Here is a 26606-nt window from a genome sequence, read left to right on the forward strand (position 1 = left end):
GCTCGAGCCCACCCGCACTGCCCGCCCCCGTAGACTGCAGGCCTGATGACTGACGACTCTCGTCCCGACCTCTCCGCCCTCGACTCCCTGCCCGACGCCGCGCCCGCCCCCGACACGCTCGGGGAGCGCACCGTCGACGAGGTGATCGTCCTGCCCGACTCGGTCACCCCCGTGGCCCTGCTGGGGCCGCGCGACGAGCTGCTGCGCACGATGGAGCGGCAGTTCCCCCGCACCGAGATCCTCGTGCGGGGCAACGAGTTCCGGATCTCCGGCCCGAAGAAGGACGTCGACGTCGTCGACGCCCTCCTCGGCGAGCTCGTCGAGATCGTCCGCGCAGGGCAGCCGCTCAACCGCGACGCCGTCGAGCGCTCGATCTCGATGCTGCGCGGTGCGAGCCGTCAGCGCCCCGCCGACGTCCTCACGCAGAACATCGTGAGCAACCGGGGGCGCACGATCCGCCCCAAGACGCTGGGCCAGAAGGAGTACGTCGACGCGATCGACGACCACACGGTGATCTTCGGGATCGGCCCGGCCGGCACCGGCAAGACCTACCTCGCGATGGCCAAGGCCGTCGCCGCGCTCCAGGCCAAGCAGGTCACCCGGATCATCCTCACCCGCCCGGCCGTCGAGGCCGGCGAGCGACTGGGCTTCCTGCCCGGCTCGCTCAACGACAAGATCGACCCGTACCTGCGCCCGCTCTACGACGCGCTGCACGACATGATCGACGCCGAGTCGATCCCACGGCTCATGGCCGCCGGCACGATCGAGGTCGCGCCGCTCGCGTACATGCGCGGCCGCACCCTCAACGACGCCTTCATCATCCTCGACGAGGCGCAGAACACCTCGCCCGAGCAGATGAAGATGTTCCTCACCCGTCTCGGCTTCGGCAGCAAGATGGTCGTCACCGGCGACACGACCCAGGTCGACCTGCCCGGCGGGATGGACTCCGGCCTCAAGGTCGTCCAGCGCGTCCTCGAGGGCATCGAGGACATCCACTTCTCCGAGCTGACGAGCGAGGACGTCGTGCGCCACCGCCTCGTCGGGCAGATCGTCGACGCGTACGGGCGCTACGACGCCCGCACGGGCGGCCGACGGGCGAAGGGGGAGCGTCGGTGAGCGTCGAGCTCGGCAACGAGACCGACCACGAGGTCGACCTCGACGAGATCCGCGAGCTGTGCGGCTACGTCCTGCAGGAGATGCACGTGCACCCGGGCGCGGACCTCTACGTCCGCGTCGTCGACGAGCCGACGATGGCCCAGCTGCACGAGCAGTGGATGGACCTGCCCGGCCCGACCGACGTCATGTCCTTCCCCATGGACGAGCTGCGCCCGGGCCGTCCCGGCGCGCCCGCCCAGGGCATCCTCGGCGACATCGTCCTGTGCCCGAGCGTCGCCGAGCGGCAGGCCGCCGCGGCCGGTCACGCCCCTGCCGACGAGCTGCTCCTGCTGACGACGCACGGCATCCTCCACCTCCTCGGTCACGACCACGCCGAGGTCGACGAGGAGCGCGAGATGTTCGACCTCCAGCGCCGCCTCCTGCTCACCTTCCTCGCCGGCCGCGGACGCAGCGCGAACCCGCCTGCCGGCCGCTCGTGAACCTCCCGCTCGTCCTCGCGGCCCTCGCCGCGACCGTGCTCGCCTTCGTCCTCGTCCTCGCGGAGTCCGCGATCTCGACGACCTCCCGGGTCGCCGCCGAGGAGGCCGAGGAGCAGGGCCGACGGGGGGCGGCCCCCCTTCGCCTCATCCTCGCCGACTCGACGGGCTACGTCGCCGTGCTCAACTTCGTGCGCGCGATGGCCGAGTCCACGGCCGGCGTGCTCGTCGCCGTGGCGGCCGTCGAAGCGCTCGACGGGCTGCTGCGCCCGCTGCTCATCGCCATCGCGATCATGGTGCTCGTCTCCTTCGTCATCGTCGGGGTCTCGCCGCGCACCCTCGGGCGGCAGCACTCGACGGCTGTCGCGCTGGCCGTCGCCCCGGTCGTCGTCGGCCTGCGCCGGGTCCTCGGCCCCGTGGCCCGGCTGCTCATCGCGCTCGGCAACGCAGTGACGCCGGGCAAGGGCTACCGCGACGGCCCCTTCCGCTCCGAGGCCGAGCTGCGCGACCTCGTCGACCTCGCCGGGGAGTCCTCGCTCATCGAGGCGACCGAGCGCCGGATGCTCCACTCCGTCTTCGACCTCGGCGACACGCTCGCCCGTGAGGTCATGGTGCCGCGCACCGACATGATCACCATCGAGGCCGACAAGACGGCCCGCAAGGCGGTCAACCTCTTCATCCGCTCCGGCTTCTCGCGGGTGCCCGTCGTCGGCGAGAGCACCGACGACATCGTCGGCCTGCTCTACCTCAAGGACGTCATCCGACGGGTGACGGCCGACCCGGAGAGCGCGACCCTGCCGGTCACCGCGATCATGCGGCCCGCCCCCTTCGTCCCCGAGAGCAAGCCGGTCGACGACCTGCTGCGCGAGATGCAGCGCGACCACACCCACGCCGCGGTCGTCGTCGACGAGTACGGCGGCACCGCCGGGCTGGTGACGATCGAGGACATCCTCGAGGAGATCGTCGGGGAGATCGACGACGAGTACGACCGCGAGACCCCCGGCGTCGAGCCGATGGAGGGCGGGCTCGTCCGCGTGCCCGCGACGATGCACGTCGACGACCTCGCCGAGCTCTTCGATGTGAGCATCGAGGAGGACGAGGTCGACACCGTCGGCGGGCTCATCGGCAAGATCGTCGGTCGGGTGCCGATCGTCGGGTCCCGCGCCGAGGTGGCGGGCCTGGCCCTCACGGCTGAGAAGATGTCCGGGCGACGCCACCGCGTCGCGAGCGTCGTCGTCGAGCGGCTCGCCGAGCCGAGCGAGGACCAGGAGCAGGAGGAGGCGTCATGAGCCAGGACGGCACGAGCACGGACGAGACGACCTACCGGGCGGGCTTCGCCTGCCTCGTCGGGCGCCCCAACGCCGGCAAGTCGACGCTGACCAACGCCCTCGTCGGCGACAAGGTCGCGATCACCTCGAGCAAGCCGCAGACGACCCGGCACACGATCCGTGGCATCGTCTCCCGGCCCGGGAGCCAGCTGATCCTCGTCGACACCCCGGGCCTGCACAAGCCGCGCACCCTGCTGGGGGAGCGGCTCAACGACCTCGTCCGCGAGACCCTCCTCGAGGTCGACGTCATCGGCTTCTGCCTGCCGGCCGACCAGCGGATCGGCCCCGGCGACAGCTACATCGCCGCCGAGCTCGTCGAGCTGCAGCGCGCGAAGCGCGTGCCCGTCGTCGCCATCGCGACGAAGAGCGACCGCGTCGACCGGCAGCGCCTGGCCGAGCACCTCATTGCCGTCGACCAGCTCGGCGACTGGGCCGCGATCGTGCCGTGCTCCGCCGTCGCCGGCGACCAGGTCGAGGAGGTGCTCGCGCTGCTCTCAGATCGGCTGCCGCCCGCCCCCGCGCCGCTCTACCCCGAGGACGTCCTCACCGACGAGCCGGCCGAGACGATGATCGCCGAGCTCGTCCGCGAGGCCGCTCTCGAGGGCGTGCGCGACGAGCTGCCGCACTCGCTGGCCGTCGTCGTCGAGGAGATGGTGCCGCGCGCGGACCGCCCGGAGGACGACCCGATGACCGATGTGCGGGTCAACGTCTTCGTCGAGCGGCCGAGCCAGAAGGCGATCATCATCGGTCGTGGCGGGTCGCGCCTGCGCGAGGTCGGCACGACCGCGCGCGAGGGCATCGAGCGGGTCCTCGGCCACCGCGTCTACCTGGACCTGCACGTCAAGGTCGCCAAGGACTGGCAGCGCGACCCCAAGCAGCTCCAACGGCTCGGTTTCTGACCCCCTCGCCCCCTGCGGGAGTGCCCGGGGAGAGGTCACACGTGGGTCTCGATCTGCACGGACCCCCCTCGTAACTTGTCCGTCGACACCCCTAGGGGTGATGGTGGATGGTCGGTCGAGCGCGATCTCGGCCGTCGCCACCGTTACGCAACCGAAGGGAGGGGCGGCCTCGGCCGCCTCGGACTGACGTGAAAGAGACACCAGACAAGAACGAGACCACCCGCCGGGGAGATGTCGTCCAGCAGGGCACGCCACGCAGCCGCGTCGGCACCTCCGGCCCCGCAGGAGCGGCCCGCCTGACCGGGGACGCCGGTCTGCTCGACCTGCCGGTCGAGCCGAACCACCCCGCTCTCGAGCCGGTCATCGACGCCCCCGAGCACGAGCAGCCCGGTCGCCTCGACACCGTCGTCTTCGGCGTCACCGCCGTGGCCACCATCGCCTTCGTCGTGTGGGGCGCCGTGAGCACCGCCTCGCTGGCGAGCGCCTCCGACGCCGGTCTGGCGTGGGTCCTCGCGAACGCCGGCTGGCTCTTCAGCATCACCGCCACCGGCTTCGTCTTCTTCGTCATCTGGCTCGCCGCCAGCAAGTACGGCCGCATCCCGCTCGGCCGCGACGACGAGGGCCCGGAGTTCCGGACCGTGTCGTGGATCGCGATGATGTTCTCCGCCGGCATGGGCATCGGCCTGATGTTCTACGGCGCCTCGGAGCCGCTGACCCACTTCGTCACCCCGCCGCCCGGCACCGGTGAGGCGGGCAACCCGGCCGCCGGCCGCAACGCCATGGCGACGACCTTCTTCCACTGGTCGCTGCACCCGTGGGCCATCTACGCCGTCGCGGGTCTGGCCATCGCCTACGGCGTCTTCCGCAAGGGCCGCGGCCTGACGATCAGCGCGGTCTTCGAGCCGATCCTCGGCAAGCGCCGCGTCCACGGCCCTGCCGGCAAGATCATCGACAGCTTCGCGATCTTCGCGACCCTCTTCGGCTCGGCGACCTCGCTGGGCCTGGGTGCGCTGCAGATCGCCACGGGCGCGCAGATCGTCGGCTGGACCGGCGAGACGGGCAACAACCTGCTCGTCGGCATCATCGTCGTCCTCACCATCTGCTTCGTCATCTCCGCCGTCTCCGGCATCGAGAAGGGCATCCAGTGGCTGTCGAACACCAACATGGTGCTCGCGCTCGTCCTCGCGCTCTTCGTCTTCGTCGTCGGACCGACGATCTTCATCCTCAACCTGCTCCCGACGACGCTGGGCACGTACTTCCAGCACTTCATGGAGTACTCGGCCCGCTCGGACGCCCAGGGCGAAGAGGGCATCCAGGCCTGGCTCGGCGGCTGGACGATCTTCTACTGGGCCTGGTGGGTCAGCTGGACCCCCTTCGTCGGCATGTTCATCGCGCGCATCTCGCGCGGTCGCACCATCCGTGAGTTCGTCACCGGCGTGCTCCTCGTCCCGAGCGCGGTCTCGCTCGTGTGGTTCGCCATCTTCGGCGGCGCCGCGATCAAGGCCGAGCAGGACGGCGCGGGCCTGTCGAGCGCCGAGTCGCTCGAGGCGACGCTCTTCAACCTCCTCGACACGATGCCGCTGGCGACGATCACCTCGATCCTCGTCATGGTCCTCGTCGCGATCTTCTTCATCTCCGGCGCGGACGCCGCCTCGATCGTCATGGGCACGCTCAGCGAGAACGGCACGCTCGAGCCGTCGAAGAAGACGGTGATCTTCTGGGGCGTGGCGACCGGTGCCGTCGCGGCGATCATGCTCATCCTCGGCGGTGAGGACAGCCTGGCCGGGCTGCAGACGATCACCATCGTCGCGGCCCTGCCCTTCGTCGTCATCATGATCGGCATGGCCGTGTCGCTCATGAAGGACCTGCGCAACGACCCGATGGTGGTGCGGCGCAAGTACGCCGTCGCAGCCGTCGAGGCCGCTGTCGTCGAGGGCGTCACCCACCACGGTGACGACTTCAACCTGCGCATCCAGCAGTCCGAGCCGGGCGAGGGCATCGGTCACTCGGTGCCGACGCCGGACACCACGGACTCGTCCGAGCCGGAGCCGCAGAGCCACGCCGACCAGCCCGTCGACCGCCCGGTCGACGAGCGCGTCGGGCACGACGACAGCTCGGAGATGTCCACGAGGTAGTCCCTCACGAGCTCGACGACGGAGCCGACCTATCCTGGGTGCCATGCGAATCGGTGTATTTGGTGCCACGGGGCAGGTCGGCTCCGTCATGCGTGCCCTCCTGCAGGAGCGCGACTTCCCCGTCGAGGAGATGCGGTACTTCGCCTCGGCCCGCTCGGCGGGGACGACCCTGCCCTGGCGGGACGACGAGGTCACCGTGGAGGACACCGCGACGGCGGACTTCTCGGGCCTCGACATCGCCCTCTTCTCCAACGGCGGGTCGACGAGCAAGGAGTGGGCGCCGAAGGTCGCCGCGGCCGGCGCGACCGTCATCGACAACTCCAGCGCCTGGCGCAAGGACCCCGAGGTCCCGCTCGTCGTCTCGGAGGTCAACGCCGGTGACCTCGACTCGATCCCCAAGGGGATCGTCGCCAACCCCAACTGCACGACGATGGCCGCGATGCCGGTCCTCGCCCCGCTCCACGAGGAGGCCGGCCTCGTCCGCCTCCACGTCGCGAGCTACCAGGCCGTCTCCGGCTCCGGCGGTGCCGGGCTCGACGAGCTCGACAGCCAGCTGCGCGCCGGGTACGCCAGCGGCGACCCGAAGGACCTCGCCGTCGACGGCGGCGCGCTGACGCTGCCCTCCCCGCAGAAGTACGTCGTGCCCGTCGCCTTCAACGTCGTGCCGGTCGCCGGCTCGGTCGTCGACGACGGCTCGCTGGAGACCGACGAGGAGCAGAAGCTGCGCAACGAGTCCCGCAAGATCCTCCACGCGCCCGACCTGCGGGTCTCCGGCACGTGCGTGCGCGTCCCCGTCTTCACCGGCCACTCCCTGGCGATCCACGCCGAGTTCGAGCGCGACATCGACGTCGAGCGTGCGCTCGAGCTGCTCGAGGCCGCGCCCGGCGTCGTCGTCACCGACCACCCGAACCCGCTCGAGGCGACCGGCCGCGACGAGGTCTTCGTCGGCCGCGTCCGCGCCGACCAGGCCGCCCCCGAGGGCAAGGGCCTCGTGCTCTTCGTCGTCGGTGACAACCTGCGCAAGGGCGCGGCGCTCAACGCCGTCCAGGTCGCCGAGGAGCTCCTCGCGCGTCGCTGAGCCTGAGCCGCACCCACGACGAAGGGGGCCTGCCGACGAGATGTCGGCGGGCCCCCTTCGCCATGTTTGTCCGCAGTACGGGACCCCCTGGGTGGCGTCGCGCAGGCGGGTCTAGGGTGGTCGTCATGCAGGCGCGACTCCTCCTTCTCTGCCGCGGCGAGGTCTAGACGGCCCCCCTCGTCGCGGAGTTCGGTGCGTCCGGCCGACCCACCCGAGACGAGACGAGAAGAGACGATGATCCACTCCCAGGCCCCCTCCGGGATGCCGACACACAAGTACCTGCCCTTCCAGGACCAGATCCGCGTCGAGCTGCCGGACCGCACGTGGCCCGATGCCGTGATGACCAAGGCACCGCGCTGGTGCGCGGTCGACCTGCGCGACGGCAACCAGGCGCTCATCGACCCGATGGACTCCGAGCGCAAGCTGACGATGTTCCGGCTGCTCGTGAAGATGGGCTACAAGGAGATCGAGGTCGGCTTCCCCAGCGCGAGCCAGACCGACTACGACTTCTGCCGGATGCTCATCGAGGGCGGGCACATCCCCGACGACGTGACGATCCAGGTGCTCACCCAGTGCCGTGACGAGCTCGTCGAGCGCACCTTCGACGCGATCACGGGCAGCCGCCAGGCGATCGTCCACTTCTACAACTCGACCTCGGTCCTGCAGCGCCGCGTCGTCTTCGGCACCGACGAGGACGGCATCGTCGACATCGCCCTCCAGGGCGCGCGGCTGTGCAAGAAGCTCGAGGAGACGATCCCCGACACCGACGTCTACTACGAGTACAGCCCGGAGTCCTACACCGGCACCGAGCTCGAGTTCGCCGTCCGCGTCTGCAACGAGGTCATCGACGTCATCGACCCGACGCCGGACCACAAGATGATCATCAACCTGCCGGCGACGGTCGAGATGGCCACGCCGAACGTCTACGCCGACTCCATCGAGTGGATGATCCGCCACCTCGACCGGCGCGAGTCGGTCGTCGTCAGCCTGCATCCCCACAACGACCGGGGCGAAGGGGTGGCCGCCGCCGAGCTCGGCTACCTCGCCGGCGCGGACCGCATCGAGGGCTGCCTCTTCGGCAACGGCGAGCGCACGGGCAACGTCGACCTCGTCACCCTCGGGATGAACCTCTTCAGCCAGGGCATCGACCCGCAGGTCGACCTCTCGCAGATGGACGAGATCCGGCGCACCGTCGAGCACTGCAACCAGCTGCCGGTGCACCCGCGCCACCCGTGGGGCGGCGACCTCGTCTACACGGCCTTCTCCGGGTCCCACCAGGACGCCATCAAGAAGGGCTTCGACGACATGGAGCGCCGCGCCAAGGCCGCGGGCACCGACACCGACGGCATCGACTGGGGCGTGCCCTACCTGCCGATCGACCCGCACGACATCGGCCGCAGCTACGAGGCCGTCGTGCGCGTCAACAGCCAGTCCGGCAAGGGCGGCATGGCCTACCTGCTGAAGTCGGACCGGGGCATGGAGCTGCCGCGTCGTCTGCAGGTCGAGTTCAGCCAGGTCATCCAGCGCAAGACCGACACCGAGGGCGGCGAGGTGAGCGGCGCCGAGCTGTGGCGCATCTTCTCCGACGAGTACCTCCACTCCGAGGAGTCCGAGATCCGCTGGGGCCGTCTGGCGCCCGTGCGCTCGACGATCTCGGGCAGCGAGGACGGCCTGGACCAGATCGAGGCCGTGCTCACCGACGGCGGCAGCGAGATCACCGTCCACGGCCGCGGCAACGGCCCGATCGACGCCTTCACCGACGCGCTCGGCACCATCGGGATCGACGTGCGGGTCCTCGACTACCACGAGCACGCGCTGTCGGCCGGTGGCGACGCCCGCGCCGCCGCGTACGTCGAGTGCGCCGTCGGCGACCGCGTCCTGTGGGGCGTCGGCCTGCACGAGTCGATCGTCAAGGCCTCGCTGCGCGCGATCCTCTCGGCGGTCAACCGCGCGGAGCGCGACACCGTCTGACCCGTCGGCGGACGACGAAGGGGGCGTGACCGGGCACCCGGTCGCGCCCCCTTCGTATCGCTCAGCGCACCCCGCGCACGCGGAGCTGGATCGAGATCCGCGGGCCGCTCACGGCGGCAGCCTTCGGGACGCTGTGGTCCCACGTGCGCTGGCACGAGCCGCCCATGACGACGAGGTCGCCGTGGCCGAGGGGCAGCCGGGTCGACGGGCCGCCATCGCGGGGGCGCAGGGCGAGGACGCGCTGCGCGCCGAGGGAGATGATCGCGACCATCGTGTCCTGCTCACGGCTGCGCCCGATGCGGTCGCCGTGCCAGGCGACGGAGTCGCGCCCGTCGCGGTAGAGGCACAGGCCCGCCGTGACGAAGTCCTCGCCCAGCTCGTCGCGGTAGTGCGCGCTGAGGGCGGTGCGCGCCTGCTCGACGAGCGGGTGGGGGAGCGGCTCGTGCTCGCCGTAGAACTTCGTCAGGCGGGGCACGTCGAGCACGCGGTCGTACATCTGGCGGCGCTCGGCGTGCCACGGGACCTCGCGCACGAGGTCGTCGAGCACCGTGTCACCCCCGCTCACCCAGCCCGGGTGCAGGTCGACCCACGCCCCCCGGTCCAGCGTCGTGCGGCGCGGGTCGACCGGGGCGAGGGTCGGCCGCTCCGCGTCGTCGAAGAGGCTGGGCTGCAGCGCGCTCACGAGACGAGGATAGCAAGTGCATCGAACAGGTGTTCGAGGTGCTTGCGCGACCCCTTCCCGGTGCGGGTGGTCTCGAGGCTCGGGCGCGGGGCGCCCTTCGCACCTCGACCAGCACCAGGTCTTGCGCGCCCTTCGCGCCCGACCGGGGACGACGCGCGGCGCGGCGGCGGGCGTCGTCGGCGGCTCGTAGGACAATGGACGCATGCCCCTGTACCGAGACACCGGTGTCGTGCTGCGCACGCACAAGCTCGGCGAGGCCGACCGCATCATCACGATGCTCACCCGCGGTCGCGGCAAGGTCCGGGCGGTGGCGAAGGGGGTCCGCCGCACGAAGTCCCGCTTCGGCGCCCGCCTCGAGCCGGGCATGCACGTCGACGTCCAGTGCTACGAGGGTCGCAACCTCGACACCGTGACCCAGGCGGTCGGGGTCGACTCGTGGGGCCACACCCTCGCCAGCCGCTACTCGGACTGGACCGCGGCCGCCGCGATCCTCGAGACCGCCGACCGGCTCACGGAGGAGCACGAGGTCAGCGTCCAGCAGTACCACCTGCTGTGCGGGGCGCTGCGCACCCTCACGGCCGGCGAGCACGACTCCTCGCTCGTCCTCGACGCCTACCTCCTGCGCGCCCTCGCCGTCGCGGGCTGGGCGCCGAGCCTGCACGACTGCGCCCGGTGCGGCGCCGACGGCCCGCACCGCGCCTTCCAGATCGCCGCGGGCGGCTCGGTCTGCTCGCAGTGCCGCACGCCGGGCGCGAGCGCTCCCGCGCCGGCGACGACGGCGCTCATGGCCTCGCTCCTCGCCGGTGACTGGGCCCACGCCGACGCCTCCCCGATGCCGGCGCGGCGCGAGTCGAGCGGCCTGACCGCCGCCTTCCTCCAGTGGCACCTCGAGCGGGGCGTGCGCTCGCTCGGCCTGGTCGACCGCACCCCCCAGCCTCCGAGGGCGCCCGCCCTCGACGACCCGATGACGAGGACGCGATGACGACGAGACGGTACGAGACCCCCTTCGCGCACCCCACCGGGGTCACCGCGCCGCCGGTCCCGGCCGAGCTCGTGCCCGGTCACGTCGCCGTCGTCATGGACGGCAACGGCCGGTGGGCCAACGAGCGCGGGCTGCCCCGCACGAAGGGGCACGAGGCCGGCGAGGGCGCGCTGCTCGACGTCGTCGCCGGGGCGCTGGAGATCGGGGTGACCCACCTCTCGGCCTATGCCTTCTCGACGGAGAACTGGCGCCGCTCGCCCGACGAGGTGCGCTTCCTCATGGGCTTCAACCGCGACGTCATCCGGCGCCGCCGCGACCAGCTGCACGCGTGGGGCGTGCGGATGCGCTGGGTCGGCCGGCGCCCACGGCTGTGGGCCTCGGTCATCAAGGAGCTCGAGATCGCCCAGGAGATGACGAAGGACAACGACGCGATGACGTTGTACTTCTGCGTCAACTACGGGGGCAGGGCCGAGATCGCCGATGCCGTGCAGCGCATCGCGGAGGACGTGCGTCGTGGCCGGCTCAAGGGCAACGGCATCGACGAGCGCACCATCGCGCGCTACCTGCCCGAGCCGGGGATGCCCGACGTCGATCTCTTCGTGCGGTCCAGCGGCGAGCAGCGCACGAGCAACTTCCTGCTGTGGCAGAGCGCGTACGCCGAGATGGTCTTCCAGGACACGCTGTGGCCCGACTACGACCGCCGCCACCTGTGGCAGGCGATCGAGACCTACGCCCGGCGCGACCGGCGCTACGGGGGAGCGGTGGACGCGGTCGACGGATGAGCGAAGGGGTCAGCCGCGCGAGCAGTCCGCGCAGCGCCCGAAGATCTCCAGCGTGTGCTCGACCTGGGTGAAGCCGTGCTCGGCGGAGACCCGGTCGGCCCAGCGCTCCACCGTCGGCCCCTCGACCTCGACGGCCCGACCGCACTCACGGCACACGAGGTGGTGGTGGTGCCCGGTGCTGCACCGGCGGTAGAGGGACTCGCCCTCATCGGTGCGCACGACGTCGACGTCGCCGTCGTCGGCCATCGCCTGCAGGGCGCGGTAGACGGTCGCGAGGCCCACCCGCTCGCCGGCGGTCGACAGCCGGGTGTGCAGCTCCTGCGCGGACTCGAAGGCCTGGGAGCGCGACAGCGCCTCGGCGACGGCGACCCGCTGGCGGGTCGGCCTGCGTGCTGGTGTGCTCATCGTGCCCCTTCGTGGTCGCGGGCGTCGTCACCGCGGTGGTCGTGCTCGTGGTCGCCGTGCTCGTGCCAGTGGTCGCCGTGCGCGGCGTGACGGTGCCCGTCGTGGACGTAGTCGACGTGGTCGCCGTGCAGCACCTGCTCGTGGCCGCACTCGTCCCAGTGCACGTGCTCGTGCGGGTGCCCGGCAGGAGCCGCCCGGCGCCGTCGCAGGGTGCGCGCCGCCGCGCCGCCGGCCGCGGCGAGGACGAAGATCGCGATGAGCAGGAGGACGATCGTGCCACCGGAGGGGGTGTCCGCGTAGAAGCTCGCGACGACCCCGCCGACGCTCGTCCCGATGCCGATGACAACGGCCCACCGCAGGGCCCCGCGGAAGCTGCGCCCGAGCTGCTGACCGGCCGCGTTGGGCAGGATCATCAGCGCGCTGATGAGCAGCAGGCCGACGACGCGCATCGAGACGACGACGGTGAGGGCGGTGAGTGCGGCGAGCAAGACGTTGGTGCCGACGACCGGCAGGCCGACGGCCCGTGCGTACTCCTCGTCCTGCGCCACGGCGAAGAAGCGGCCGCGCAGCACCGTCGTCACGAGGACGACGACGGCGGAGAGCACGGCGAAGGCGACGAGGTCGGCGCGCGAGACCGTATTGATCGCGCCGAAGAGGTAGCCGTTGAGGTTGACCGGGGCACCCGCCGGCGCACGCGCGATGAGCACGACGCCGGCGGCGATGCCGCCGTAGAACATCACGGCGAGCGCGAGGTCGCCGCCCGTGCGCGCGTACGAGCGCAGCAGCTCGATGAGCACCGCTGCGACGAGGGCGACGACGAGCGCGGTCCACACGGGGGAGGTCGAGGTGACCACGCCGACCCCGACACCGGCCAGGGCCATGTGGCCCAGGCCGTCGCCGATGAGCGACATGCGCCGCTGGACGAGGAAGACCCCGACGAGCGGCGCGGCAGCGCCGACGAGCAGCGCCGCGAGCAACGCGTTGCGCATGAAGTCCAGGGAGAGCAGGTCGCTCATGCACGCCTCCTGGGGGCGATGATCTCGCCGGTGAGCGAGGGGTCGGGCTCGTGGTCGAGCTCGTCGTCGTGGTGGTGGTGCACGTGGCCGAGGTCGTCGAGCGCCGAGGGTGGCCCGTCGTAGGCGATCGCGCCGTCGCGCACGACGACGGCCCGGGTGACGAGGTCGCGAAGGGCGTCGAGCTCGTGCGTGACGACGACGAGGGTCGCGCCCCGCTCGACGAGGCGTCGCAGCACGGCGGCGAGCACCCGCTGGTTGCCGACGTCGACGCCGGCGGTCGGCTCGTCGAGGATGAAGAGCTCGGGTCCGGCGGCGAGGGCCCGGGCGATGAGCACCCGGCGCTGCTGGCCGCCCGAGAGGGTCGAGACCTCGTGGGTGCGCTGCTCGCCGAGACCGACGACCTCGATCGCCTCGCGGACGGCCGTGCGGTGCTCGGGAGCCAGGGCCCGCCACGGCGCCCACCACGGCACGCGGGGGACACGGCCGGTCGCGACGATCTCCTCGACGGTCGCCGAGACGGTCGAGGCGAGGGTGTGGCGCTGCGGGACGTACCCGACCCGCGTGCGCTCCTCGAGGTGCTCGCGCGGGGTGCCGAAGAGGTCGACGGTCCCGCGGCTGGTCTCGGCGAGCCCGAGCAGGCCCTTGACGACGGTCGACTTGCCCGACCCGTTGGGCCCGAGCACGGCGACGACCTCGCCGCGCTCCACGACGAGGTCGACGCCGGTGATGACGGTGCGCTCGGAGTACCCGAAGGAGGCCGCGTGCACCCGGATCACCGGGGTGGGCTCTGCTGAGCTCATGAGCAGGACTGGCCCTTCTCCAAGGTCGTGAGGTTGGCCTCCATGATGCCGAAGTAGTCCTGCGCGGACGACTCGTCGGTCACCCCTTCGATCGGGTCGAGGACCATGACCTGCGCGTCGGCCTCCTTCGCGATGGTCTCGGCGATGTCCTTGGGCACGAGGGTCTCGGCGTAGACGGTCGGCACGTCGTGCTCGCGGATGTGCTCGACGACGTCCTTCATCGCCTGCGCGCTGGGCTCGGTCTCGGGGGTGAGCCCGGTGATCGACTCCTGGGTCAGGCCGTACGCGTCGGCGAGGTAGCCGAAGGCGGCGTGCGAGGTGACGAGGTCGGTCGTCTGGCAGTCCTTCAGGCCCTCGCGGAAGGAGGCGTCGAGCGAGTCGAGCCGGGTGCGCATGTCCTTCGCGTTCTGCTCGTACTCCGCGGCGTGGTCGGGGTCGACCCGGCCGAGCTCGCCGGCGATCGCGTCGGCGACGTCCGCGTAGCGCTCCGGGTCGAGCCAGAAGTGGGGGTCCTGGGAGCCGTGGTCGTGGCCCGCGTGCTCCTCCGCGGACTCGCCGCCGTGGTCGTGGCCGTCGTCGGTGGCGGCGAGGTCGAGCCGGGCGGCCTTCGTCACGTCGAAGGCGGTGCCGTCGGCCTCGGTGATCGCGTCGTCGACGGCGGGCTGGAAGTCGGCGAGGTAGACCACCGAGTCGGCCTGGGCCACCGACAGCACGTCCTTCGGGCTGAGCTCGAGGTCGTGCGGCTCGGCGCCGGGGCGGGTGAGGTTGGTCGCCTCGACGCGGTCGCCGCCGACCTGCTGCACGGCGTACTGGAGGGGGTAGAAGGAGGTGACCACCTCGAGGCGGTCACCCCCGCCCGCGGCGTCGTCGGAGCCGTCGCTGCCGCAGGCGGCGAGGGCGAGGAGGGGGGCGACGAGGAGGGCGGTGCGCTTCATGACAACCATTCTCATCTCAACTGAGAACGGTTGTCAAAATCGGCGGGTCAGCGCGGGACGGCCCGCACGACGGTGATCGCCAGGCACAAGACGATGACCGCGAGGCGGAGCATCTTCTCCGACGGCGTGAGGCGCGGCCAGCTGATGGCGAGCACCCAGACGAGGACGAGCACCGCGAGGGCGAGGAAGACCCAGCCCCAGCCGGGCACGACCGCACCGAGCAGGACGAGGGCGAAGACGCCGAGGACGGGCACGACCGGCGGCAGCCCCGACACCCATCGGACGAGGGGCGCGGTGGCGCGGGCGACGGCGGTGTCCCGCGGGACCTCGGGGGACGGCTGGGACGGGCTCACCCGACGATCGTAGGCGGTGGTCGGCACCCCCTTCGCGGCCGGATAGCCTTGCGCCATGGCCAAGCAGACCTCCACCGTCGACACCGTCGTCTCGCTGTGCAAGCGGCGGGGATTCGTCTTCCCCTGCGGCGAGATCTACGGCGGCACCCGCTCCGCGTGGGACTACGGTCCCCTCGGCGTCGAGCTCAAGGAGAACATCAAGCGCCAGTGGTGGCGCTCGATGGTCACCGGTCGTGACGACGTCGTCGGCCTCGACTCCTCGATCATCCTGCCGCGCGAGACCTGGGTCGCCTCCGGGCACGTCGGCACCTTCACCGACCCGCTCGTCGAGTGCCTCAGCTGCCACAAGCGCCGCCGTCAGGACCACCTGCAGGAGGCCGTGGCCGAGAAGGCCGCGAAGAAGGGCCAGGAGCTCGACCCGGACGACGTGCCGATGTCCGAGGTCGTCTGCCCCGACTGCGGCACCCGCGGCCAGTGGACCGAGGCGCGCGAGTTCAACATGATGCTCAAGACCTACCTCGGCGTCATCGAGGACGAGTCCGGGCTGCACTACCTGCGCCCCGAGACCGCGCAGGGCATCTTCATCAACTTCCTCAACGTCCTCGGCACCTCGCGCAAGAAGCCCCCCTTCGGCATCGCGCAGACCGGCAAGTCCTTCCGCAACGAGATCACGCCGGGCAACTTCATCTTCCGCACGCGCGAGTTCGAGCAGATGGAGATGGAGTTCTTCGTCAAGCCCGGCGAGGACGAGGACTGGCACCAGTACTGGATCGACGAGCGCACCCGCTGGTACACCGACCTCGGCATCAAGCCCGAGAACCTGCGCCACTACGAGCACGCGCAGGAGAAGCTCTCGCACTACTCCAAGCGCACCGTCGACATCGAGTACCGCTTCGGCTTCAGCGGTAACGAGTGGGGCGAGCTCGAGGGCATCGCCAACCGCACCGACTTCGACCTCAAGAGCCACAGCGAGCACTCGGGCACCGACCTCGTCTACTTCGACCAGGCCTCCGGCGAGAAGTACACGCCGTACGTCATCGAGCCGGCGGCGGGCCTGTCGCGCTCGCTCATGACCTTCCTCGTCGACGCCTACGCCGAGGACGAGGCGCCCAACGCCAAGGGCGGGGTCGACACCCGCACGGTGCTGCGCCTCGACCACCGCCTCGCGCCGGTCAAGGCCGCGGTGCTCCCGCTCTCGCGCAACGCCGACCTCTCGCCCAAGGCCCGCGACCTCGCCGCCCAGCTGCGCCGCAGCTGGAACGTCGACTTCGACGACGCCCAGGCGATCGGCAAGCGCTACCGCCGCCAGGACGAGATCGGCACGCCGTACTGCATCACCGTCGACTTCGACACCCTCGAGGACGACGCCGTGACGATCCGCGAGCGCGACTCGATGCGCCAGGAGCGGGTGAGCATCGACCAGGTCGAGTCCTGGCTCGCCCCCAAGCTCCTCGGCTGCTGACCCTCCCCGCACGACAGCCAGCGCCCCCGGCCACCAGGCCGGGGGCGCTGCGTCGTCTCAGAGGAGCTCCCAGACCACCTCGACCTGGACGGTGAGGTCCTGCTCGCCGGCGTAGAGGGCGAAGGCCCTGCCGGTGCTCGCGTCGGCGCTGCTGAGCGACTGGGCCTCGAAGACGCCCCGGTCACCGCCGGGCTCGACGATCTTCGTGGCCCTCCCGAGCCGGCGCCCCGACGCCTTCGCGTACTGCTCGGCGGTCGCGCGCGAGTCGGCCATCGCCTCGTCGCGAGCCTCCTTCGTCGCCCGCGTCTCGTCGCTCACCGCGAGCCGGATCCCGCCGACGCGCAGCGCCCTGCCGGCGTCCTTCGTCGCCGCGGTGATGGCGTCGCCGGCGTCCTCGAGGGCGACCTCGACCCGCACCGACTGCGTGACGGAGTAGCCCGTCGGCTCGGGCGCCTGCCCCTTGACCCGGCGGTAGGTCGGGCGCATCTGGGCGCCGGTGGTCCGCACGTCCTCGCGGGCGACGCCCTGGTCGACGAGGGCGTCGACGGCCGTCGACAGCTCGGCGCTCGAGCGGCTCAGCGCGTCGTCGAGGCCCTCGGCCCGGGTCGTCACCGACAGGTCGAAGTGGACCTCGTCGGGCACGACGCTCGTGCTCCCCGAGCCACGGATGGTGATCGTCTCGCTGCTCGCCGGGCCTGCCGGGTCCGGCTCGTCGGCCTGCGCGCTGCTCGTGCCGACGACGTAGGCGAGCGCGAGCCCGACCACGACGGCGAGCGTCACGACCGCCCCGCGCATGCTGCTGGAGATCCCGCTCATCTGCCCCACCCCGATCCTCGTGCGACGGCCCGTGCCGTCGACCTCGGGGCTAGGACGCGGCGGGGGAGCGGGTGGTTCCCTCGCTCAGGCGCCGGTGGCGACGGGCCGCTCGGGGTCGGAGACCCACTCGCTCCACGAGCCGATGTACGGCACGGCGGTCACCCCGATCTCGGCGAGGGCGAGCGCCGTGTGCGCCGCGGTGACGCCCGAGCCGCAGTACGTGCCGACGGGTGTCGCGTCGGAGGCGTGCAGCCCGAGGGCGTGCAGCCGCTCCCGCAGCTCCTCCGGCGGGAGCAGCCGGCCGTCCGGGCGCACCAGCTCGCCCATGGGCAGGTTCGTCGCCCCGGGGACGTGCCCGGCGACCGGGTCGATCGGCTCGCTCTCGCCGCGGAAGCGCTCGGGCGTGCGGGCGTCGAGGAGCAGACCCTCCTGCGCGACCCGGGCGGCGCCGTCGGCGTCGAGGACCGGCAGGCTCCCGGGGCGCACGACGACGTCACCCGGCTCGACCGGGTCCGGCTCGGTGCTCACCGGCAGCCCGGCGTCGCGCCACGCGGACAGACCGCCGTCGAGCACGCGGACGTCCTCGACGCCTGCCCAGCGCAGCACCCACCACGCCCGGGCGGCCGACAGCGAGGTGCGCTGGTCGTAGACGACGACGGTGCTCTCGGCGCGCACACCCGCGGCTCGCAGGCCCTCCTGGAGCACCTCCGGGTCGGGCAGGGGGTGCCGTCCACCCGCGCCGGGCGGGCCGGCGAGGACGGAGTCGAGGTCGACCGGCGCCGCCCCGGGCAGGTGACCGGCGGCGTAGAGCTGGGCGCTCGGCGTGCCGCCCAGCTCGTACTGCACGTCGAGCACGACGACGTCGGGGCGCTGACGCATCGCGTCGAGGGCAGAAGGGGTGAGCAGCGTGCTCATGAGGGTCCTCCGGGGGTCGGTGTCGGGCCGGCCACGGGCACCTCGTGCTCGTAGTCGTCGTAGGAGCGGGGGTCCTCGCGCGGCTCGATGTGGGTCGAGACCCGCAGGTCGGGGTACTCCGTCCGCAGCGCGTCCTCGACCTCCTCGACGAGGTCGTGGGCCCGGCGCACGTCCCACGCCCCGGGCACGAGGACGTGCACCTCGGCGAAGGAGGTGTGGCCGGCCACCCGCGTGCGCAGGCCGTGGAAGTGGACCTCGTCGTCGGCCCACCGCGAGAGCAGCTCGGCGAGCCGGACGTTGTCGGACTCGTCCATCGTGCGGTCCATGAGCCCGCTCGTCGACTCGTCGAGCAGCCCCCACCCGGCCCACAGGATGTTGGCCGCGACGAGCAGCGCGACGACGGGGTCGAGCCAGTCGATGCCGGTGAGCCACACGAGCGCGACGCCGACGACGACCCCGACGGAGGTGACGACGTCGGTGAGCAGGTGCCGGCCGTCGGCGGTGAGGGTGATCGAGCGGTGCCGGCGACCGGCCCGCAGGAGCACGACGGCGACGAGCCCGTTGACGACCGACGCACCGACCGAGATGGCCAGACCGATGCCGACGTCCTCCACCGGCCGGGGGTCGAGCAGTCGCAGCACCGACTGCCAGATGATGACGAGCGCGGCGACGGCGATCATCGCGCCCTCGAGGGCGGCGGAGAGGTACTCCGCCTTCGCGTGGCCGAAGTGGTGGCCCGCGTCGGCGGGGGCCGCCGCGACGCGCAGGGCGACGAGCGCGCCGACGGCGGCGACGAGGTTGACGACCGACTCGGCGGCGTCCGAGAGCAGACCGACGGAGTCGGTGACGAGCCAGGCGGTGGTCTTCATCCCGATCGTCACCAGGGCGGCGGCGATGGCCAGCCAGGCGAAGCGGGTCAGACGGGCCCGGTCGACCCGGGCGGGCGGTGCGGCGGTCGTCACCCGGCCATCCTCGCGCACGGGGCCCGACCTGCGGCCCCGCAGCCGCCGGTCGCGCGGGTAGCGTCCGCCCCATGAGCCGGCACCACGACGTCGTCGTCCTCGGGGGAGGGAACGCCGGCATCTCGCTGGCCGCCCGGCTGCGCCGGGTCGGCTGCCGTGACGTCCTCGTCGTCGCCCCCTCCGCGACCCACCTCTACCGACCGATGCTCAACTACGTCGGCGGCGGTCAGGCGCGCCTCGACGAGCTCACCCTGACGACGCACGCCGTCATGCCCTCGGGCGTGCAGTGGCTGCGGGACCGGGCGGTCGCCGTGCATCCCGACCTCCACGAGGTCGAGACGGCGAAGGGGGAGCGCGTCGGCTACACCGACCTCGTCGTCGCGACCGGGCTCGAGGAGGACCTCGGCGCGGTCGAGGGCCTCGAGACGGCTCTCGCGTCGGGCTGGGCGAGCACCCCGCACCTCGAAGAACGGGCCGAGCGCACCTGGGAGGCGCTGCGCCCCCTTCGCCGCGGCAGGGTCGTGCTGAGCATCCCGCCCGAGCCGGCGCCGTGCGGTGGCACGGCGCTCAAGCCGCTCTTCCTCGCGGCCGACCACTGGCGGCGCGAAGGGGTCCTCGGCGACGTCGAGATCCATCTCGTCACCCCCTTCGCGTCGGTCCTCGACCTCCCCTTCGTCGACGGCACGCTCACCACCCGGCTCGAGCGGCTCGGCGTCCAGGTGCACCACGACGCCCGGGTCGCGTCGCTCGACGGCGCCACCCGCGAGGTCGTCGTCGCGTCCGGCGGGGGCACGACGACGATCGCGGACGTCGACCACGCCGTCGTCGTCCCGCACTACCGGGGGCCGTCCTGGCTGGCCGGTCTCGCCGGTGGCGAGCACGGGCTCGTCGACGTCGACCCCGAGACGATGGCGCACCGCAGCGCACCGGACGTGTGGTCCCTCGGTGACGTCGCCGACCTGCGCACCCGCCCGTCCGGGGGAGCGCTGCGCCGGCAGGTCGACGTCCTCGCCGACAACATCGCCCGCCGCCGTCTCGGCGAGCCGTTGCGCCGCTACGACGGCTACACGATCATCCCGATCACCACCGACCGGCGCCGGCTGCTCCTCGCCGAGATGGACCGCGACGGCACCCCTCAGCCCACCGTGCGCCGACCCGATCTCACCGTCCCGAGGACCTGGCTGTGGGTCTTCGACCGCTACCTCGAGCCGAGGGTCTACCGCTACGCCCTGCTGCGCGGCCGCGTCTGAGGCCGGACCGAGATCGGACCGGCTGCGCGGGCGCAGGTGCAGGGTCCATCCTGGCGACGAGAGGTCGCGCCGCACGAGGGCGGACGGGAGGTCGGTGCCATGGGTGGGCCGTCGCGAGACGAGCAGGAGTTCGTCAGCTGGGCGCGCTCCAGCGTGGCCGGGCTGCTGCGCGAGGCCGGCCACGGCCGGGTCGACGAGGAGCAGGCCCGCGTCGACGTGCACGAGGCCCTCGTCCTCGTGGCCGTGCGCTGGGGCGTGCTGCGCCACGAGGAGCCCCTCGCGTACGCGCGGCGCGCCATGCACCGGCACCGGACCCACCCGGGCTCGCGGACGACGCCCCCTCCCGCCACGTCCGACCTCGACGCCCTCGTCGACAGCGCGTGGCGCACCGCGACGACCCGTCGTCGGGCCGGGCGGCGCCGCGGGGCGGTCGTCGCGGCGGCCGTCGTCGCCGTGCTCGGCGTCGGCTTCGCCCTCGGGCCCGACGCGGCGGTCGAGCCCGTGCCGGCCCCGACGTCGACCTCCGAGGGCCCGGGCCGCCCGGTCGTGCTCGGCGGCGCCCAGGTCGACCGGCTCGTCCCGGCCGAGCAGCTGGGCGACCTGCCGCGGCACCCCGACCCGGGCAGCCTGGGCCTCGGGGCGACGCTGGGCTGGACCGCGGGCGCCGACATCTCCGGGCTGCCGCAGGGCGGGCTCTCGCAGCCGGTGCGCGCCGTGGCCCTGCGCCGCGTGCAGGGTCGTCACCGGGCGCACCTCGTGCTGCGCCTCACGGGCACGCCGACGCCCTACGTCGAGGTCGAGGAGCTGCTGACCAGCCAGGTCGTCGGGGAGCCGCTCGTGCTCACCGGCGACATGATCCACCCCGACCGCGACCGGGTCGCCGTGCCCCAGCCGGGTCGGGTGGTCGTCGTGGACGTCGCCCGCGGGCGCACCCAGGAGATCCCGGTGCCCGACGACCGGCTGAGCAGCCTCGGGTGGGCCGGCAACGGCGACATCATCGTGCGCGGGGAGTCGACGTGGCGGATCACCGGCTCGCGCGTGCGGCGGGCAGATCCCCAGGTCAGCCCGGCCCCCGAGGTGCTCGTGCTGCGTCCCGACGGCCGGCTCGAGCGCTCCTCCTACGCCGGCACGGGCGACCTCGTCGGCGGCGAGACGATGCCGGGCCCGGTCGGCGGTGTGCACGGCGAGACGGTGAGCGACATCGCCGGGTGGTCGGCGGCCGGCATCTGGCTGCCGCAGTGGGCCACCGCCCAGCTCGACGGCAGCTACCAGGGCGTCTACGCCGTGCAGGTCGACGCCTCGCCCCGTCCCCGGGTGCTCGCCGCGGCCGACGACAGCACCGTCATGGGCGGCCTCTTCCCGCTCGACTGGGGGCCGGCCGACCAGCTGCTCCTCCTCTCGCGCTCCGCCCTGGGCACCTGGGTCCTCGTGTGGGACGTCCACACCGGCACGACGTGGCGGGTCACCGAGGTCCTCGGGCAGCCACCGCCGGGGTCGCAGCCGGCGGTGGGGGAGATGGTCGGCTCGCCGGTGCTGTGAGCCGGCGGGGAGGGGCTGTCCGCCGGTGGTGGGACACTGGGGTGGTCATGAGCGCTCCCACCACCACCTCGCCCCGCACCGCGCCGCCCGCGACGCAGGCCGCGTCGCCGGTGCTGCCACCCCTTCGCCTCGGCCGCCACACGATCACCTCGCCGGTGGTCCTCGCGCCGATGGCCGGCATCACCAATGTCGCCTTCCGCCGGCTGTGCCGGCGCTACGGCGCGGCCGGTCACGTCGCCGGCGGGGCCGACGGGGCGAGCAGCCTGTACGTCAACGAGATGGTCACCTCGCGTGCGGTCGTCGAGCGCTCGCCCGAGACGATGCGGCTGCTCGAGCACGACCCGGACGAGCACCCGCGCAGCGTCCAGCTCTACAGCGTCGACCCCGGTGCCACCCGGCTGGCCGCCCGCATCATCGCCACGGAGGACCGGGCCGACCACATCGACCTCAACTTCGGGTGCCCGGTGCCGAAGGTGACGCGCAAGGGCGGGGGAGCGGCGCTGCCGTGGAAGCGCGACCTCTTCCGCTCCATCGTCGCCGCCGCCGTCGAGGAGGGCTCGCGCCGCGACATCCCGGTGACGGTGAAGATGCGCAAGGGTATCGACGACGAGCACCTCACCTACCTCGAGGCCGCGCAGATCGCCGTCGACGAGGGGGTCGCGGCGATCTCGCTGCACGGCCGCACCGCGTCCCAGGCGTACTCCGGCCAGGCCGACTGGTCGGCGATCCGGCTGCTCAAGGAGACGATCACGCAGGTCCCGGTCCTCGGCAACGGCGACATCTGGTCGGCCGACGACGCCCTGCGGATGGTCCGCGAGACCGGCTGCGACGGCGTCGTCGTCGGCCGCGGCTGCCTGGGCCGGCCGTGGCTCTTCACCGACCTCGCCGCCGCCTTCGCCGGCTCCGACGCCCGCGTCCGCCCGACCCTCGGCGAGGTCGCGGCGACGCTGCGCCTGCACGCCGAGCACCTCGTCGACTTCTACGACGGCGACGAGCTGCGCGGCTGCCGCGACATCCGCAAGCACATCGCCTGGTACCTCAAGGGCTTCCCGGCCGGCTCGCGCGTGCGCAACCAGCTCGCGCTCGTCGACTCCCTCGCCGCCCTGGACGAGCTCATCGCGACGCTCGACCCGGACGTGCCCTGGCCCGCCGAGGCCGCCGACGGGCCCCGGGGCCGCGCCGGCTCCCCGCGCACCGTCGCCCTCCCGGAGGGCTGGCTGCGCAGCCGCGAGCTCGACGCCGACCAGGCCGCCCAGGTCTCCCAGGCCGAGCTGTCGGTGAGCGGCGGCTGAGATGACGTCGGGGGCGAAGGGGGCGCCCGGTCGCCCCGGGGGGACGCCGGAGCGACCGGCGACCTACTTCGCCGACGCGGCCGAGCTGCGCGCGTGGTTCGAGGAGCACCACGACAGCGCGAGCGAGCTGTGGATGGGGCTGCGCGGCAAGCACGTCGCCGACCGCGGCATCACCTGGGCCGAGGCCGTGCCGGTCGCCCTGTGCTTCGGGTGGATCGACAGCGTGAGCGAGCGGGTCGACGAGGACTCGCGGCGCCAGCGCTGGACGCCCCGTCGTGCAGGCAGCACGTGGAGCGCGGTCAACGTCGCTCACGTCGAGCGGCTGCGCGAGCAGGGGCTGATGACGCCGGCGGGCGAGGCGGCCTTCGAGCGGCGGCGCGAGGACCGCACGGCGATCTACACCTACGAGGTCGAGGCCGGTGAGCTGCCGCAGGGATACGCGGCCCGTCTCGAGGCAGAGCCCCGTGCCCGGGCCTTCTGGGCCGAGGCGACGCCGGGGTACCGCAAGCAGGCCACCCACTGGGTGCTCGGCGCGAAGCAGGAGGCCACCCGCGAGCGGCGGATGGGCGAGCTCGTCGCCGACTGCGCGGCCGGTCGGCTCATCCGCACGCAGCGCTACGGCACCGAGCCGGCCTGGGTGCGTCGGGCCCGAGCCGCCCAGGACGGGCTCTGAGGTCTAGGTCGTCCTCGACGTGTCGACGTCGTCACGGGGGTCCCACCCCTGCATCCAGCGCGAACCGCCGGTCGGGACCTGGCGGGGCTCGTGGACACGCAACGACCCGCTCTCCAGGCCGTGGCGGTCGCCGAGGGTGGGCAGCACCTCGGCGACGAAGCGTTCCGGGTCCGAGGGGACGACGAGCGCCGCGGGCCGGCCGGACCGCGTGCCCAGGGCGACGACCCAGCCGCCGGAGTAGCGCTCGACGTCGAGGTGGTGGTCCTCGGCGTTGCGCTCGACGGTGACGAGGGGTGCCTCGTGCCGAGGCCCGACGGCGACGAGCCCCGCGAGGTCCTGGTCGACCTGGTCATGGCGACGCGCGAGCTCGTCGCGGGGCAGGACGGCGGTCAGCGGGTAGACGACGCGCTCCTCGCTCGGGTGCCACCTGCTCGTGAGCGGCAGCTGGACGACGACGAGGACGTGCTCCTGCACCGACGTGGCGACGTCGAGGCGCACGCCGTCGTCACGGGTGCCGAGGATCAGCAGGTGCGCGCTCGCCACGGCGCCGGCCCGGCGCATCTCTCGACGCCAGCGCATGAGCGGCCAGGTCGGCAGCAAGACCGCCGCCGCCAGTCCGAGCAGGACGAGGGCGAGGACGGGGTCCGAGAGCACGAGCAGGCAGAGCAGCAGCGCGAGCCCGCCGATCACCCAGCCCATGACGGACAACGCCATGGCGGGACCCGCGAGCCCCGGGAAGGGATCGGCGACCGGGATCCCGCGGCCGCGCTGCCCGGCGCGGCTCGCGGCCCAGCGCACGGCGTACCGCGCCTCGGCGAGGGTGATGATGTGCCGCCACACCGAGGTGACCCACAGCAGCAGCACGCCGACCGCGAGCGGCGCCAGCAGGGCGAGGACGGCGCCGCGGAGCACCTCCGGCGACGTCTGCGCCTCGAGGGCCTCGAAGGGGTCGTCGACCCCCGTGTCCTGCCGGGCGACGAAGCCGGCGACGAGCAGGGCGAGGAGCACGACGAGGGTGAGCGCTCCCATGAGGTTGCGGACCCGGGCGATGCGGGCGCCCCACCGCTCGGCGGGCAGCCCGTCGGGGTGGTCTCGATGCCGGTCGGCGACGAGGTCGAGCCCGTCCTGCACGCTGTGCTCGGTGACCTGCGGGCGCATCGCGAGGAGGGCACGAGCCGCCGAGTCGGGGCCGGAGGCGCCGAGGAGCACGTCGACGGCGTCGGCGCCGAGCCACCGTCGTACCCGCACGGCGGCGGTCAGCTGCTCGGCATCGATCGTCGCGTCGTCGGGGGTGGCAGGTGGCGGCTCGTCCGGGGTCGTCACAGACGCAACCCTAGGGCGGGGTCCTGCCGGACATAGGCTCGCCCCGTGACCTATGCCGAGGCCGATCGTGAGCGCTGGGTGGCCGAGGACCCCGTGCACAAGCGCGCCGATCGCGACGACTTCGCGCGCGACCGGGGGCGGCTCATCCACTCCGCCGCCCTGCGCCGGCTCGCGGCGAAGACCCAGGTCGTCCAGCCGGCGAGCGACGACTTCGTGCGCAACCGGCTGACCCACACCCTCGAGGTCGCTCAGATCGGCCGGGAGTTCGGCGGGGCGCTGGGCTGCAACGCCGACGTCGTCGAGGTGGCCTGCCTCGCGCACGACCTCGGGCATCCCCCCTTCGGCCACAACGGGGAGAGCGCGCTCGACGCGATCGCCGCGGGCATCGGCGGCTTCGAGGGCAACGCGCAGACCCTGCGGATCCTCACCCGGCTCGAGGCCAAGCGGGTCCACCCCGACGGCCGCCCTGCCGGTCTCAACCTCACCCGCGCGAGCCTCGACGCCGCGACGAAGTACCCCTGGACCCGCGACGACGGCCCGCGCCCCGGACCGAAGTACGGCGCGTACGGCGACGACGTCGCGGCCTTCGGCTGGGTGCGCCATGGAGCCGCGCCACGGGTGCGCTGCCTCGAGGCCGACGTCATGGACTGGTCGGACGACGTCGCCTACTCCGTGCACGACGTCGAGGACGCCGTCGCCTCCGGCCAGCTCGACCCCGCGGCCCTGCGCGACACCGCCAGCTCGGACTCGGTGCTCGCCGCCGCCCACGGCGAGTACGCCGCGGACCTGCCGGCACACGAGGTCGAGGCCGCGCTCGCCCGGCTCACCGACCAGGGCCTCGTGCCGCTGCACTTCGACGGCAGCCGCGAGGCGCTCGCCCGGCTCAAGGACATGACCTCGCGCCTCGTCGGCCGCTTCGTCCAGGCCGCCGAGGAGGCCACCCGCGAGCGCTACGGGCCCGGCCCGCTCACCCGCTACGCGGCCTCGCTCGTCGTGCCCGACGACAGCCGCGCCGAGGTCGCGGTGCTCAAGGGGATGGCCGCCCACTTCGTCATGCACGCGAGCGAGCGCGCCGACGTCTACGTGCGCCAGCGGGTCGTCGTCGGCGACCTCGTCGAGTGGTTCGCCGCCGACCCACGGAGCCGTCTCGACCCCGATCTGCGGGCCGACCACGCCGCCGCGGCCGACGACGCGGCACGGCTGCGGGTCGTCGTCGACCAGGTCGCCGGGCTCACCGACGTCCGGGCACTCGCCCTCCACGCCCGGCTCTGAGCGTCCCCTTCGCCGCGACAGGGGTGCCGCTCGGGACGGCGTCCGGGGAACCCGTCCGTGCCCGGGACGACGGACCCGGCCCAGGACACCCGCCCATGACCGAGACGTGTCCCGGTCACGCGGAGACGTCCCGGTCGGCCGCGG

At 72.9% G+C, this 26606-nt stretch carries 25 protein-coding genes; 15 read left to right on the forward strand and 10 right to left on the reverse strand.

What is annotated here, in order from left to right:
* The first annotated feature begins 45 nt into the window (after window positions 1-45).
* The 7 genes from EEW87_RS02205 to leuA all read left to right on the forward strand — a co-directional run bounded on the left by EEW87_RS02205 (window position 46) and on the right by leuA (window position 9003).
* Entirely contained in the window at window positions 46-1116 is a 1071-nt protein-coding gene (locus tag EEW87_RS02205) for a PhoH family protein (protein WP_123090843.1), read from the forward strand.
* Entirely contained in the window at window positions 1113-1595 is a 483-nt protein-coding gene (gene ybeY, locus EEW87_RS02210; RefSeq protein ID WP_068274024.1) for an rRNA maturation RNase YbeY, read from the forward strand. The genes EEW87_RS02205 and ybeY overlap by 4 nt, the downstream gene beginning before the upstream one ends.
* Window positions 1592-2881 carry a hemolysin family protein gene (locus EEW87_RS02215; protein WP_123090842.1) on the forward strand — a complete coding sequence of 430 codons (1290 nt, stop codon included), beginning with the start codon at window positions 1592-1594 and terminating at the stop codon, window positions 2879-2881. The genes ybeY and EEW87_RS02215 overlap by 4 nt, the downstream gene beginning before the upstream one ends.
* Window positions 2878-3819 carry a GTPase Era gene (gene era / locus EEW87_RS02220; protein ID WP_123090841.1) on the forward strand — a complete coding sequence of 314 codons (942 nt, stop codon included), beginning with the start codon at window positions 2878-2880 and terminating at the stop codon, window positions 3817-3819. Before EEW87_RS02215 ends, era begins: the two co-directional genes overlap by 4 nt.
* A 188-nt stretch (window positions 3820-4007) precedes the next feature.
* Window positions 4008-5954: a BCCT family transporter gene (locus EEW87_RS02225; RefSeq protein ID WP_372456523.1), complete on the forward strand. Its 1947-nt coding sequence runs from the start codon at window positions 4008-4010 to the stop codon at window positions 5952-5954.
* A 43-nt stretch (window positions 5955-5997) separates the two neighbouring features.
* Complete coding sequence (locus EEW87_RS02230) at window positions 5998-7032, forward strand: aspartate-semialdehyde dehydrogenase (RefSeq protein ID WP_123090839.1); 1035 nt, start codon at window positions 5998-6000, stop codon at window positions 7030-7032.
* Between the two features lie 234 nt (window positions 7033-7266).
* The gene (leuA, locus tag EEW87_RS02235; RefSeq protein WP_123090838.1) at window positions 7267-9003 is read left to right on the forward strand and encodes a 2-isopropylmalate synthase; all 1737 of its coding nucleotides are present in this window, start codon (window positions 7267-7269) and stop codon (window positions 9001-9003) included.
* A gap of 61 nt (window positions 9004-9064) precedes the next feature.
* Here leuA and EEW87_RS02240 read toward each other — a convergent pair whose 3' ends face one another.
* Window positions 9065-9685 (reverse strand): alpha-ketoglutarate-dependent dioxygenase AlkB, encoded by a 621-nt coding sequence (locus EEW87_RS02240; RefSeq protein WP_404811626.1) that lies wholly within the window; start codon window positions 9683-9685, stop codon window positions 9065-9067.
* A 202-nt stretch (window positions 9686-9887) separates the two neighbouring features.
* Between EEW87_RS02240 and recO the strand changes: the two genes are divergently transcribed.
* Together recO and EEW87_RS02250 are read left to right on the forward strand one after the other, a co-directional pair.
* Window positions 9888-10667 (forward strand): DNA repair protein RecO, encoded by a 780-nt coding sequence (recO, locus tag EEW87_RS02245; RefSeq protein WP_068274035.1) that lies wholly within the window; start codon window positions 9888-9890, stop codon window positions 10665-10667.
* The gene (locus EEW87_RS02250; RefSeq protein ID WP_068274039.1) at window positions 10664-11449 is read left to right on the forward strand and encodes an isoprenyl transferase; all 786 of its coding nucleotides are present in this window, start codon (window positions 10664-10666) and stop codon (window positions 11447-11449) included. The genes recO and EEW87_RS02250 overlap by 4 nt, the downstream gene beginning before the upstream one ends.
* 9 nt (window positions 11450-11458) lie before the next feature.
* Here the strand turns inward: EEW87_RS02250 and EEW87_RS02255 are convergent, their stop codons facing one another.
* The 5 genes from EEW87_RS02255 to EEW87_RS02275 are packed head-to-tail and all read right to left on the reverse strand — an operon-like array spanning window position 11459 to window position 14958.
* The gene (locus EEW87_RS02255) at window positions 11459-11854 is read right to left on the reverse strand and encodes a Fur family transcriptional regulator (RefSeq protein ID WP_123090836.1); all 396 of its coding nucleotides are present in this window, start codon (window positions 11852-11854) and stop codon (window positions 11459-11461) included.
* Window positions 11851-12870: a metal ABC transporter permease gene (locus EEW87_RS02260; protein WP_123090835.1), complete on the reverse strand. Its 1020-nt coding sequence runs from the start codon at window positions 12868-12870 to the stop codon at window positions 11851-11853. Before EEW87_RS02260 ends, EEW87_RS02255 begins: the two co-directional genes overlap by 4 nt.
* Window positions 12867-13670 carry a metal ABC transporter ATP-binding protein gene (locus EEW87_RS02265; RefSeq protein ID WP_123090834.1) on the reverse strand — a complete coding sequence of 268 codons (804 nt, stop codon included), beginning with the start codon at window positions 13668-13670 and terminating at the stop codon, window positions 12867-12869. Before EEW87_RS02265 ends, EEW87_RS02260 begins: the two co-directional genes overlap by 4 nt.
* The gene (locus EEW87_RS02270) at window positions 13667-14605 is read right to left on the reverse strand and encodes a metal ABC transporter substrate-binding protein (RefSeq protein WP_225985044.1); all 939 of its coding nucleotides are present in this window, start codon (window positions 14603-14605) and stop codon (window positions 13667-13669) included. The genes EEW87_RS02265 and EEW87_RS02270 overlap by 4 nt, the downstream gene beginning before the upstream one ends.
* A 47-nt stretch (window positions 14606-14652) precedes the next feature.
* Window positions 14653-14958 carry a hypothetical protein gene (locus tag EEW87_RS02275; protein ID WP_068274394.1) on the reverse strand — a complete coding sequence of 102 codons (306 nt, stop codon included), beginning with the start codon at window positions 14956-14958 and terminating at the stop codon, window positions 14653-14655.
* 55 nt (window positions 14959-15013) lie between these two features.
* On the opposite strand from EEW87_RS02275, the gene EEW87_RS02280 reads away from it, so the two are divergent.
* On the forward strand, window positions 15014-16420 hold the full coding sequence (locus EEW87_RS02280; protein WP_123090832.1) for a glycine--tRNA ligase: 1407 nt from the start codon (window positions 15014-15016) through the stop codon (window positions 16418-16420).
* 57 nt (window positions 16421-16477) lie between these two features.
* Here EEW87_RS02280 and EEW87_RS02285 read toward each other — a convergent pair whose 3' ends face one another.
* The 3 genes from EEW87_RS02285 to EEW87_RS02295 all read right to left on the reverse strand — a co-directional run bounded on the left by EEW87_RS02285 (window position 16478) and on the right by EEW87_RS02295 (window position 19113).
* Window positions 16478-17236: an SIMPL domain-containing protein gene (locus tag EEW87_RS02285; RefSeq protein WP_148041517.1), complete on the reverse strand. Its 759-nt coding sequence runs from the start codon at window positions 17234-17236 to the stop codon at window positions 16478-16480.
* An 84-nt stretch (window positions 17237-17320) separates the two neighbouring features.
* Entirely contained in the window at window positions 17321-18151 is an 831-nt protein-coding gene (locus tag EEW87_RS02290; protein WP_123090830.1) for a sulfurtransferase, read from the reverse strand.
* Window positions 18148-19113 (reverse strand): cation diffusion facilitator family transporter, encoded by a 966-nt coding sequence (locus EEW87_RS02295; protein WP_240341634.1) that lies wholly within the window; start codon window positions 19111-19113, stop codon window positions 18148-18150. Before EEW87_RS02295 ends, EEW87_RS02290 begins: the two co-directional genes overlap by 4 nt.
* 71 nt (window positions 19114-19184) lie before the next feature.
* On the opposite strand from EEW87_RS02295, the gene EEW87_RS02300 reads away from it, so the two are divergent.
* From EEW87_RS02300 to EEW87_RS02315, 4 genes are all read left to right on the forward strand, one after another.
* On the forward strand, window positions 19185-20363 hold the full coding sequence (locus tag EEW87_RS02300; protein ID WP_123090829.1) for an NAD(P)/FAD-dependent oxidoreductase: 1179 nt from the start codon (window positions 19185-19187) through the stop codon (window positions 20361-20363).
* Between the two features lie 99 nt (window positions 20364-20462).
* Window positions 20463-21902 (forward strand): hypothetical protein, encoded by a 1440-nt coding sequence (locus tag EEW87_RS02305; RefSeq protein ID WP_123090828.1) that lies wholly within the window; start codon window positions 20463-20465, stop codon window positions 21900-21902.
* 47 nt (window positions 21903-21949) lie between these two features.
* Window positions 21950-23194, forward strand: coding sequence for a tRNA dihydrouridine synthase DusB (gene dusB, locus EEW87_RS02310; RefSeq protein WP_123091505.1), 1245 nt, complete (start codon window positions 21950-21952; stop codon window positions 23192-23194).
* Window position 23195: 1 nt separating this feature from the next.
* A complete protein-coding gene (locus tag EEW87_RS02315; protein WP_123090827.1) occupies window positions 23196-23867 on the forward strand; it encodes a YdeI/OmpD-associated family protein in 672 nt (223 codons plus the stop codon).
* Window positions 23868-23870: 3 nt separating this feature from the next.
* Here EEW87_RS02315 and EEW87_RS02320 read toward each other — a convergent pair whose 3' ends face one another.
* Window positions 23871-25190, reverse strand: coding sequence for a hypothetical protein (locus EEW87_RS02320; protein ID WP_123090826.1), 1320 nt, complete (start codon window positions 25188-25190; stop codon window positions 23871-23873).
* 45 nt (window positions 25191-25235) lie between these two features.
* Here EEW87_RS02320 and EEW87_RS02325 point away from each other — a divergent pair, with 45 nt between their 5' ends.
* Window positions 25236-26462, forward strand: coding sequence for a deoxyguanosinetriphosphate triphosphohydrolase (locus EEW87_RS02325; RefSeq protein WP_123090825.1), 1227 nt, complete (start codon window positions 25236-25238; stop codon window positions 26460-26462).
* The last annotated feature ends 144 nt before the right edge of the window (window positions 26463-26606 follow it).

The organism is Janibacter melonis, from assembly GCF_003721155.3.
GTDB lineage: Bacteria > Actinomycetota > Actinomycetes > Actinomycetales > Dermatophilaceae > Marihabitans > Marihabitans melonis.